This window comes from Janibacter sp. HTCC2649 (assembly GCF_000152705.1).
In the GTDB taxonomy this organism is placed as follows: Bacteria; Actinomycetota; Actinomycetes; order Actinomycetales; family Dermatophilaceae; genus Knoellia.
Window position 1 is genome coordinate 4212698 of record NZ_CH672413.1, and the last position, 9085, is coordinate 4221782.

Annotated in this window: 7 protein-coding genes and 1 rRNA gene; 3 read left to right on the forward strand and 5 right to left on the reverse strand. The window is 67.1% G+C overall.

The genetic code is table 11. From position 1 onward, the window contains the following. The first annotated feature begins 71 nt into the window (after positions 1–71). Complete coding sequence (locus JNB_RS20120) at positions 72–1043, forward strand: LD-carboxypeptidase (RefSeq protein WP_050766658.1); 972 nt, start codon at positions 72–74, stop codon at positions 1041–1043. Here the strand turns inward: JNB_RS20120 and JNB_RS20125 are convergent. The 5 genes from JNB_RS20125 to JNB_RS20145 are packed head-to-tail and all read right to left on the reverse strand — an operon-like array spanning position 1014 to position 6860. Then, positions 1014–2045, reverse strand: coding sequence for an ABC transporter ATP-binding protein (locus JNB_RS20125; RefSeq protein ID WP_009778390.1), 1032 nt, complete (start codon positions 2043–2045; stop codon positions 1014–1016). The two genes, JNB_RS20120 and JNB_RS20125, sit on opposite strands and share 30 nt — an antisense overlap. Further along, positions 2042–3082 carry an ABC transporter ATP-binding protein gene (locus JNB_RS20130; protein ID WP_009778391.1) on the reverse strand — a complete coding sequence of 347 codons (1041 nt, stop codon included), beginning with the start codon at positions 3080–3082 and terminating at the stop codon, positions 2042–2044. The genes JNB_RS20125 and JNB_RS20130 overlap by 4 nt, the downstream gene beginning before the upstream one ends. After that, positions 3079–4002 (reverse strand): ABC transporter permease, encoded by a 924-nt coding sequence (locus tag JNB_RS20135; protein ID WP_009778392.1) that lies wholly within the window; start codon positions 4000–4002, stop codon positions 3079–3081. Before JNB_RS20135 ends, JNB_RS20130 begins: the two co-directional genes overlap by 4 nt. After that, positions 3999–5069 carry an ABC transporter permease gene (locus JNB_RS20140; protein ID WP_009778393.1) on the reverse strand — a complete coding sequence of 357 codons (1071 nt, stop codon included), beginning with the start codon at positions 5067–5069 and terminating at the stop codon, positions 3999–4001. The genes JNB_RS20135 and JNB_RS20140 overlap by 4 nt, the downstream gene beginning before the upstream one ends. A 6-nt stretch (positions 5070–5075) precedes the next feature. Beyond that, entirely contained in the window at positions 5076–6860 is a 1785-nt protein-coding gene (locus JNB_RS20145; protein ID WP_009778394.1) for an ABC transporter substrate-binding protein, read from the reverse strand. 231 nt (positions 6861–7091) lie between these two features. Here JNB_RS20145 and JNB_RS20150 point away from each other — a divergent pair, with 231 nt between their 5' ends. Then, a complete protein-coding gene (locus tag JNB_RS20150) occupies positions 7092–7580 on the forward strand; it encodes a DUF4396 domain-containing protein (protein WP_009778395.1) in 489 nt (162 codons plus the stop codon). A 691-nt stretch (positions 7581–8271) separates the two neighbouring features. Further along, positions 8272–9085: ribosomal RNA gene (locus tag JNB_RS20155) — 16S ribosomal RNA — on the forward strand; the annotation flags it as partial.

A 9085-nucleotide genomic window follows, 5' to 3' on the forward strand; every position in this document is an offset into this window, starting at 1 on the left:
CCTGGCCTGTCGACATGCAGCGAGCGCAGGACCGCTGGGATACTTGCGACAGACCTTCAGGAGGAGACCCGGTGACACCGAGTGGCGCGACCGTCCGCCCGACAGCCCCGACATCCGCGACGCCCGTTCGAGAGCTGACGCGTCCTCCGCGCCTCGTGGCCGGTGACCGGGTCGTCGTCGTCTCGCCGAGTGGCTCGTCGCCCAAGGACCGGATCGCGACCGGTGTCGCGATGCTGCGGGACTGGGGACTCGAGGTGGAGGTGGCGCCGAGCGCAGGCGCGCGCTCCGACCGGTTTGGCTACCTGGCCGGAGACGACGAGGCGCGGGCAAGGGACCTCCAGGAAGCCTGGTGCGACCCATCGGTGGCCGCTGTCCTGTGTGCCCGCGGCGGCTACGGCGTGCAGCGCCTGCTCGAGCACCTCGACTGGGACGCGATGCGCGCCGCTGGGCCCAAGGTGCTGGCCGGCTACAGCGACATCACCGCTCTGCACTCGGCGATCGCCACCCACCTTGGCCTCGTCAGCCTGCACGCTCCGATGGTCGCGACCGAGGTGTTCGTCAACGACGAGCGCAGTGCCGAGCACCTGCGCCTCACGCTCTTCGAACCGGAGGAGACGCAGACCCTGAGCTCCGATACCGCGCGTGCGCTGGTCCCCGGTCAGGCCCGGGGTGTGACCGTCGGGGGCTGCCTCAGCCTGCTCGCAGCCGAACTCGGCACCCCGACGGGACTCCCGTCGGCCGCCGGGGCAGTCCTCCTGCTCGAGGACGTCGACGAGAAGGCCTATCGCATCGACGGCTACCTGACCCACCTGCTGCGCTCCGGGTGGCTCGATGGGGTCGCCGGGGTGGCGGTCGGTTCTTGGCAGGGCTGCGAACCCGTCGAGGAGCTGGTGCACGACCGCCTCAGCGCGCTGGGCGTGCCGATCCTCTGGGACCTGGGCTTCGGTCACTGCCCGAGCACCCTCACCGTGCCGCTCGGCGTCACGGTCACGCTTGACGCCGACGCGGGCACGCTAGTGCTGGACGACCCCGCCCTCGCCTGACCGCACTGCGGACTCCTGCTCGCGGCGCTGGAGGGCGACGTGGCAGGCGACCTGTGAGCTGGTCCCGCCCGCGAGCACGGCGACGTCCTGGCCACGACACTGTGTGGACAGGCCCATGGCCCCGGCCTCGCCCGACGCGAGCACCTGGCAGCGGACGTGGAACCGGCAGCCTCCGGGGATGCGCGTCGGGTCCGGTGGCTCGCCCGTGAGGACGACTGGGGCCCCGCCCTCGGGCAGCACCGACAACAGCGCCTGCGTGTAGGGATGCTCCGGCGCGGTGAGGATCTTCTCGACCGGGCCGGTCTCGACGATGCGGCCGAGATACATGACCGCCACGCGGTCGGCGATGTTCCACGCGAGGCCAAGGTCGTGCGTCACGACGAGCGCTGCCAGCCCCAGGTCGTCACGCAGTCCGAGAAGCAGCGACAGGATCTCGCCCCGCACCGACGCGTCGAGCGAGGCCACCGGCTCATCGGCGATGATCACCGCGGGATCGAGCACCAGGGCACCGGCGATGACGACGCGCTGCCGCTGCCCGCCCGACAGCTCGTGCGGGTAGCGCAGGAAGAACCGCTCGGGCGGTCGCAGCCCGGCGCGCGAGAGCGCATCGGCGACCCGCTCGGGTTCGTTGACCGCCTCGCCGTGGATCCGCAGACCTTCGGCCACGGCTTCGTAGACGGTGTGGCGAGGGTTGAGCGAGCCGCTCGGGTCCTGCAGCACGAGCTGCGCCTCGCGCCGGTAGGCCTTGAGCGCCTTGCCTGAGTAGTTCAGCGGAGTGCCGCGATAGGCCACCTCGCCGGAGGTGGGTTGCTGCAGTCCGAGAAGGGTGCGGGCCAGCGTTGTCTTGCCGCACCCGGACTCGCCGACGAGGGCGACGATCTCGCCCTCGTGGACGTCGAGGTTCACGCCGTCGACGGCACGGGCCGGTCGCCCACCCCGACGGCCGGGGAACTCGACGTGGAGATCCCTGGCCGACAGGAGCGGCTCACGATCGCTGGTCATCGGGCCACCTTGTCTTCTTCGTGTATGCCGTGGGGCTCGCCCCGGGCGAGCGACGCACCTTCGTCCGGGAGGACGAGAACGCAGGCCGCATCGTGCTTCTGGCCGTTCTCGCCCGCAGGCCACAGCTGCGGGTCGATGACGTCGCACGCGTCACGACGCAACGCACAGCGCGGATGGAACGAGCACCCGGTCGGGAGCGACTCCGGGTCGGGCGGGTCACCGGCGAGGCCGCGGGGCTGCAGCCGCGAGGCGGGGTCGCCGACGGTCGGGAACGCCGCCGCCAGCGCTGCGCTGTAGGGGTGCTTCGCACGCTTGTGCACTTCGTCCGCGGGGCCCACCTCGACGACCCGGCCGGCATACATGATGGCCAACCGGTCGCAGACGTCGGAGAGGACCGACAGGTCGTGGCTGATCATCAGCAGGCTGATGCCCGACCGGGCGACGAGGTCGTCGATCAGCCCGAGGATCTGGGCCTGGATCATCACGTCGAGGGCAGTCGTGGGCTCGTCGGCGATGATCAGCTCGGGCCGACAGGCGAGCGCCATGGCGATCATCACCCGCTGGCGTTGCCCACCCGAGAGCTCGTGCGGATAGGCACGTGCGCGAGCGGGCGGCATACCCACTTCGTCGAGCAGTTGCGCCACGCGGCGGGTGGCCTCGGCCTCGCCGACCTTCTCGTGGAGCAGGATCGGCTCGGCGATCTGGTCGCCGATCGTGTGGACCGGGTTGAGCGAGTGCATCGCTCCCTGGAAGACGATCGAGGCGCCGGCCCAGCGCACGGCGCGCAGCCGTCCCCAATTCATCCCGAGGAGGTCCTCGCCGTCGAGGAGGACACGGCCGGTGACGGTCGCCGTGGGCGGCAGCAGGCGCAGGAGGGCCAGCGCGAGCGTGGACTTGCCTGATCCCGACTCACCGGCGACGCCGAGCTTCTCGCCGCGGGCCAGCTCGAGGTCGACGCCGCGCACGGCTGCCACGTCACCGCCCTGGGTGCGGTAGGTGACGCTCAGTCCCTCGAGCGAGAGCAGGGGTTGACTCATTTGCCAGTCCTCAGTCGGGGGTTGAGCACGCCTTCGATCGCGCGCCCGCACAGGGTGAAGGCCAGCGCCACGAGGGCAATGGCGATGCCGGGCGGGAGGATGTACCACCACATGCCGGAGCTCACGGCGCCGACGTCACGGGCGGCCTGGATGGTGCTGCCCCACGACGGGATCGTCGGGTCGCCCAGCCCGAGGAAGGCGACGGTGGACTCGGTGAGGATCGCACCGGCGACCATCAGGGTGGTCTGCGCCAGGACGATCGGCATGACGTTGGGCAGGACGTGCCTGGACATGACGTGCCAGTGGCCACCGCCCAGAGCGCGGGCCCGCTCGATGTAGGGACGCGCCTCCACGGCGAGTGTCTGTGCCCGGACGAGCCGCGCTGTCGTCGGCCACGAGGTGACGCCGATGGCGATGATGATCGTCGACATGCTGCGACCGAGGACCGCAGCCAGGGCCACGGCCAGCACGAGGGTGGGCATGACGAGGAACCAGTCGGTGATCCGCAGCAGCACCGCCGACGGCCAGCCGTGGAAGTGGCCGGCGAGGATGCCGATGAGACCGCCCAGCGCGATGGAGATGAACGTCGCGGCGAAGCCCACGGTCAGCGAGACGCGGGACCCCCACAGCACGAGGTCCAGCACGGAGCGACCTGACCGGTCCGTGCCGAGGAGGAACTCACCGCTCGGCGGCTGGAGTGGTTCGCCCGGGGGACGGGTGACGCTGAGCGCGTCCTCTCCGACCAGCAGGGGGACCAGCAGCGCGGACAGGACGAAGAGCGCCAGCACCGCCAGCCCGAAGAGCCCGGCGCGGTTGCGGCGGTACTCCCTCCAGAAGGTGGCCACCGCCCGGCGCCGGCGCGCCCACGCGAGCTGGCGCGGGCTGGCCGTCGTGGCACCCGAGCTCACGCCCGCGCTCACGGCCGCACCCGCGGGTCGATGACGGGGTAGAGCAGGTCGGAGATGAGGTTCATGAGGATCACCGTCGCGGAGAAGATGACGAACAGGCCCTGCACCAGCGGGAGGTCCGGCACGCTGAGCCCTTCGTAGAACAGCTTGCCGAGGCCAGGCCATGAGAAGACCGTCTCGACGAGCACGGCCCCGAAGAGCACGAAGCCGACATTGATAAAGACGAGCGTCATGGTCGGGAGCAGGGCGTTCGGCACGGCATGACGACGCTTGACCTCCCTGTCACGCAGGCCCTTGGCGCGAGCGGTCACGAGGTAGTCCGACCCCATCTCGTCGAGGAGCGAGGACCGCATGACCATGAGGTACTGCGCGTAGACCACGGCGACGAGCGTGACGAGGGGTAGCACCATGTGGTGCGCGACGTCGAGGACGGCCGCAGACCCCTCCACCCCGGGAGTCCTCATCCCCGCCGTCGGGAACCACCCGAGCCCGGAGCCGAAGACCACGATGAGGATGAGGCCCAGCCAGAAGCTCGGCACCGACCACAGGGTGAGCGCGACGCCGGTGTTGACCCGGTCTGCGGTGCTGCCGTGCTTCCACGCCCCCTGCACACCCAGCCAGAAGCCGAGCAGGGTGGACACGAGGAGGCTGGCGCCGACGAGCAGCACGGTCGGGCCGAGCCGTTCGCCGACCATGCTCAGCACGGGCCGGTTGTACTGGAACGACTCACCGAAGTCGAAGCGCAGCACCCCCAGCAGGTAGCTCACGAACTGCTCGAGCAGCGGCTTGTCGAGCCCGAACTCGCGCGCGAGCGCCACCTTCTGCTCGATGGTCACGGGCCGACCGTGGGTCATGACGCGCACGGGGTCACCCGGCACGATCCGGAAGAGGAAGAAGCTGGTGAAGATCACCGCGAGCAGCGAGACCGCCGCTCCGAGAAGCCTTTCTCCGATGTATGCCGCGGTGCGGCGCACGCTGTCACGGTCCCTGTCGCCGTGGTCACCGGGCGCACCGGCAGGCTGGTCCCGCACCTCATCCTCGAGGTGCGGGGCCAGACCGCTCGGGACAATTTCCGCCATACGGGGCTATTCCCGCTCGTCCGCAGCGGCGCCACCGCGTCGCCGGAGGAGGAAGAACCCACCCGCGAGGACGACGAGCGCGCCTGCGCCAAGGCCCAGGGCCAGACCGTTGCCGCCGCCGCTGGAGTCAGCGGTTGACTTGGCGCCGGCCGGGAGCGCCGACCACCAGCTCCAGTAGCCGTCCTGGCTGTCGTAGTTGCCGCCCGGGTCCGGCTGGGGCGTCATCTTCTCGATGACGTCGCTGCGGAAGGCCTCGAGCTGGTCGGCGTAGCCCCAGACCACGAAGACGTTGTCCTTGTAGAGGACCTGCTGCATCTGCTTGACGATCGCGGCCCGCTTGCCGGTGTCGAGCTCGGCGAGCTGCTGGTCGTAGAGCTTGTCGTACTCGGGGTTGCAGTAGTAGGCGTCCGACAGGTACGGCCCGCCCATCTTGGCCGGCAGTCCGGAGCACTTGTTGATGCCGAGGATGTAGTCGGGGTCGGGGTTGACGCTCCAGCCAGTGGTGAGGATGTCGTAGGTCCCGGCATCGAGCAGGGCACCGACCTCGGAGACGGGCTCGACCTTGAGCTCCATGCCCGCTTCCTTGGCCCACTCGCGCATCATCTCGGCGGCCTGGACGTACTGAGGCGTGTCGTTGTGCACGTTGAATCGGAAGGACAGCTTCTGGCCGCCCTTGGCGCGTATGCCGTCCGCTCCCTTCGCGTAGCCGGCGCCGTCGAGCAGCTGGTTGGCCTTGGCGATGTCGAAGTTGATGGCCTCGGCGGCAGTGGGCTCCCAGTGGTAGTCCTTGTAGCGGGACGGGATCTCGCCACCATTGGCCTCACCGAAACCGCCGTAGGCCGTCTTGTAGATGGCGGCGCGGTCGATGGTGCGCACCAGGGCCTCGCGGACGATTGGGTCCTTGAGGGCCTTGTTGCCGTCACCGAACTCGGTGCCGTCCTGGAGCCTGGCTCCCGGGTTGATCGTGATGGCCTGGAAGCGCTTGCCCTTGGCCTTGTTGACCGTGATGTTGTCGACGGACCCCAGGGACGTGGCCTGGGCCGACGTCAGACCTGCGACGAAGGAGACCTCACCGGCCTTGAGTGCCTCGACCTGCGCGTCGGGGTCATCGATGTGCCGGAAGACGAGCTTGTCGAACTTGGGAGCGCCTCGCCAGAACTTCTTGTTCGGGACGAGGGTGATCGCGTTGTTGACCTCGTACTTGCTGAGGATCCAGGGGCCGTCCCCGACGATGGGGAACTTCTTGTCGTTGTTGAACTTGGAGAAGTCGCCGGCGTTCTCCCACTCGTGCTTGGGGAGGATCGGCACGTCGAGCGCGAGCATCGTGGCCTGCGGTGCCTTGAGCTTGATCACGAGGGTTCGCGCGTCGGGAGCTGCGACGCTCTCGAAGTTCTCCACGAAGTTCCCGTTCGCCGTGGCGGCAGCTTCGTCCTTCATCATCGTGTCGAACGTCCAGCGCGCGTCCTCGGCGGTGACCGGCTTCCCGTCGGTCCAGTTGGTCTCACGGATCTTGTAGGTCCAGGTGAGCCCGTCGGCGGACGTGTCCCACGACTCCGCCAGCCCCGGGACGCTCTTGCCCGTCTTCGGGTCGTAGTTGGTGAGGAAGTCGTACATGAGTCGGCCCAGGGCAGTGGTGATCCGACGCACCGCGAGGAAGGGGCTCAGGGAGTCGACCTCCTGGGACACCGCGACGGTCAGGGTCGTCTCCTTGTCGGGGGTGTCCGCCTGGGCTCCGGCGCCTCCGAAGAACAGGGCAGCGAGCAACCCGAGGATGCCCAGGACCCCGACCATGGCTCGGCGCCTGTGGCGGCCGGCTCTCGGTTCGGTGGTCGTGCCCACCTGACTGTGCCTCGATGTGACCATCGCTGTTCCCCTCGCTCGGTTGGACGGTGCTGGCTCTCACGGTGAGTCGCGGCACCGCTGGCCACGCTAGGGCAAATAGTTGCCATCGGCGATGGTTCAACGGGACTTTTCTCCCGCGTCGGCAGGAATATACCCCCAAGGGGTATAGTTCAACGGGTCATGACAGCACACGACGAACACTCCGTTGACCCAGCGCACGGCCCGAGCAGTCCCGGGCTGTGGTCGCAGGCGATCAGCGCGACCCTGCACTGCCTCACGGGTTGCGCCATCGGGGAGGTCCTGGGGCTGGCGATCGGAACAGCTCTCGGACTGTCGAATCTCGCGACCATCGTGCTGGCTGTCGTGCTCGCCTTCGTGTTCGGCTACGCCCTGACGATCACGCCGGTCCTGCGAGCCGGTCTGCCGTTGGCTGCGGCTCTGGGAGTCGCCTTTGCTGCCGACACGGTCTCGATCACGGTCATGGAGATCATCGACAACGCGATCGTGCTCCTCGTCCCGGGAGCGATGGACGCGGGCCTTGCTTCCTGGCTGTTCTGGGCGTCCCTGGCCTTCGCCCTCGTGGTGGCCTTTGCCGTGACCGTGCCCGTCAACCGATGGCTCATCGCCCGCGGCAAGGGGCACGCCGTCGTCCACCAGTACCACCACTGAACCAGAACCGGTGTCCCGCAACGGTTTTCGTGGCACAGCGGCTCACAACACGTCGAAGCGGGAACCCGATTTGGCGTTGGGGGAGAACGTCATCTAATGTTCTCGATGTCAGCCCGACAGGGAGGAACGGACACCACGGTGTGAGGCCCAGTGCCAAGCACGACGTAGGCCGGTCCCGGGGCAGACCCCAACAGTTCGACAGCGGCGGAAACGTCGTGAGCAGCGTGACGCCCTCGGGGGTCACGGTTGGGAAGCTTCATCCAGCTCAGGTCGCCGGAAACAGCGAGTTTGGGAAGCGGCCGAGAGGCTGCTAGGATGAACACCCCGCGAAGATCCAAGCGTGATCAGATCCGGCCGTTCGATGAACGGCTCACCGGATTTGACTCCCAAGTGTGGCCGCGGGTAAGTTTGGAGAGTTGCCCTTGAGTCTGGCCCTGATGGGTTGGGTGATGGTGTGCGTGCGATCCTTGAGAACTCAACAGCGTGTCAAAAATCGATGCCAATTAACCTCGTCTCGAGGGTGGCTGCGATGTGTCCTTTGTGGGCATGTGGTGGTTGTTCTTGATTCGATTATCCTTTGGTTGACAATGATCATTCAGCTTAATTGCTGGTTGTTCAGACTCAGCCGGGTAGACAACCCTTTATTGGGTTCAGTTTTATCCGACTCTTTCGGGGGTCGGGTTTGTGAACATCAACGGAGAGTTTGATCCTGGCTCAGGACGAACGCTGGCGGCGTGCTTAACACATGCAAGTCGAACGGTGATCTCGAAGCTTGCTTCGGGTGAGCAGTGGCGAACGGGTGAGTAACACGTGAGTAACCTGCCCCTGACTCTGGAATAAGCGCTGGAAACGGCGTCTAATACCGGATATGACACTAAACCGCATGGTTATGGTGTGGAAAGTTTTTCGGTCTGGGATGGACTCGCGGCCTATCAGCTTGTTGGTGAGGTAATGGCTCACCAAGGCGATGACGGGTAGCCGGCCTGAGAGGGCGATCGGCCACACTGGGACTGAGACACGGCCCAGACTCCTACGGGAGGCAGCAGTGGGGAATATTGCACAATGGGCGAAAGCCTGATGCAGCGACGCCGCGTGAGGGATGACGGCCTTCGGGTTGTAAACCTCTTTCAGCAGGGAAGAAGCGCAAGTGACGGTACCTGCAGAAGAAGCACCGGCTAACTACGTGCCAGCAGCCGCGGTAATACGTAGGGTGCGAGCGTTGTCCGGAATTATTGGGCGTAAAGAGCTTGTAGGCGGTTTGTCGCGTCTGCCGTGAAAATCCGGGGCTCAACCCCGGACTTGCGGTGGGTACGGGCAGACTAGAGTGTGGTAGGGGAGACTGGAATTCCTGGTGTAGCGGTGAAATGCGCAGATATCAGGAGGAACACCGATGGCGAAGGCAGGTCTCTGGGCCACTACTGACGCTGAGAAGCGAAAGCATGGGGAGCGAACAGGATTAGATACCCTGGTAGTCCATGCCGTAAACGTTGGGAACTAGGTGTGGG